Source organism: Vibrio fujianensis, assembly GCF_002749895.1.
In the GTDB taxonomy this organism is placed as follows: domain Bacteria; phylum Pseudomonadota; class Gammaproteobacteria; order Enterobacterales; family Vibrionaceae; genus Vibrio; species Vibrio fujianensis.
Genome location: NZ_NBUS01000043.1, coordinates 236,301 through 237,898 on the forward strand (window position 1 = coordinate 236,301; position 1,598 = coordinate 237,898).

1 protein-coding gene is annotated in these 1,598 nt (G+C 46.1%); it reads right to left on the reverse strand.

Annotated features, from left to right (window positions below; genetic code table 11):
• A partial coding sequence (locus B7C60_RS19065) for a glutamate synthase central domain-containing protein (protein WP_281251703.1) occupies positions 1–1,598 on the reverse strand: 1,598 nt, incomplete at both ends.

The window sequence follows — 1,598 nt, forward strand, 5'->3', positions numbered from 1 at the left end:
TGCGTCTCCAGTCTCTACCACGATGCCACATTTAGAGCGTAATCCCTTTCGAATCAAGTGATGATGAACAGCACCAACTGCTAGCATGGCTGGGATAGCCGCGTGGTTTGAGTTAACGGCACGATCCGTTAGCAAAATGATCGAGTAACCATCAATCACGGCATCTTCTGCATATTGACAGATACGTTTTAGTGCACGTTCTAGTTTGCCGGGTTCTTCGCTGGCTTGGAACACAATATCTAGCGTTTTGGCTTGTAGGTGTTCATTATCGATTGCTCGCAGTTTTTCTAATTCTGCATTGGAGATCACGGGGGATTCCAATTCCACCTTACGACAGTGAACGGGTGATTCCGCTAATAAGTTTTGATCACGGCCGATGTAGGTGTTGAGTGACATCACCATTCGTTCACGAATTGGATCAATCGGTGGGTTAGTCACCTGAGCAAATAACTGCTTAAAGTAATTAGCAAGATGTTGTGATTGATGAGAAAGCACCGCAACGGGCCAGTCAGCACCCATAGAGCCTAAAGGCTCGTAACCTGTTTCAGCCAGTGTACAGATAATATCGTTTGCTTCTTCACTGCTAACCCCAAAGGCTTGTTGACGGTGCAGTAGGCGCTCTGGTGATGGTTGGCTATGGACGTTATCCGCATCGGGCAGTTTTTTTAGACTGAGTAAGTTTTCTTCGACCCATTGTTCATAAGGTTGCGCGTGGGCAATACCCTCTTTCACTTCCTCGTCAGAGATAATACGGCCTTGTTCAAGATCAGCGACAAAAATACGTCCCGGCTGTAAACGACCACGATATTCGACATTGGCCGGGTCAATTTCGACTACACCTGATTCTGAAGCCATGATCAAAAAATCGTCTTTAGTTACGGTATAACGAGAAGGACGTAGACCATTTCTATCGAGTGTTGCGCCGACTTGCACCCCATCGGTAAAGCAAACCGATGCTGGGCCATCCCAAGGTTCCATGATATTGGCGTGGTATTGATAAAACGCACGGCGTTTCGGGTCCATGGCTTTATTTTCCTGCCATGCTTCTGGGATCATCATCATCAGCGCATGAGGTAAACTGCGACCTGAAAGTACCAGTAGCTCTAAGACCATATCAAAGTTAGCCGAGTCGGATGCGCCTTCTTGACAAATTGGCAGCAACATATCGATCTCGTTTTGGGTAAAGAGGTTCGATTGAAGAATCGCTTCTCGTGCTTTCATCCAGTTTAAGTTTCCGCGTACGGTATTAATTTCACCGTTGTGTGCAATATAGCGGAAAGGTTGTGCGAGACGCCATCTAGGGAACGTGTTGGTAGAAAAGCGCGAGTGGACCAAAGCGAGCGCTGTCACCATGGTTGGATTTTGTAAATCGAGAAAGTATTGTGGAACTTGTTCGGTGGTGAGCTGGCCTTTGTAGACCAAGGTTTTATAAGAAAGTGAGTTGATGTAAAAATCATCACCAATATTTGAGACGCTTTCTAAACAAACCCGAACAGTATAATTACGCAGGACATAAAGTTTACGCTCTAGCTCTTCTGGTGTAGCGCCAGGGCCTGCTGAGATAAAGACATGTTCAAATTGTGGCTCGGTAGTTAATG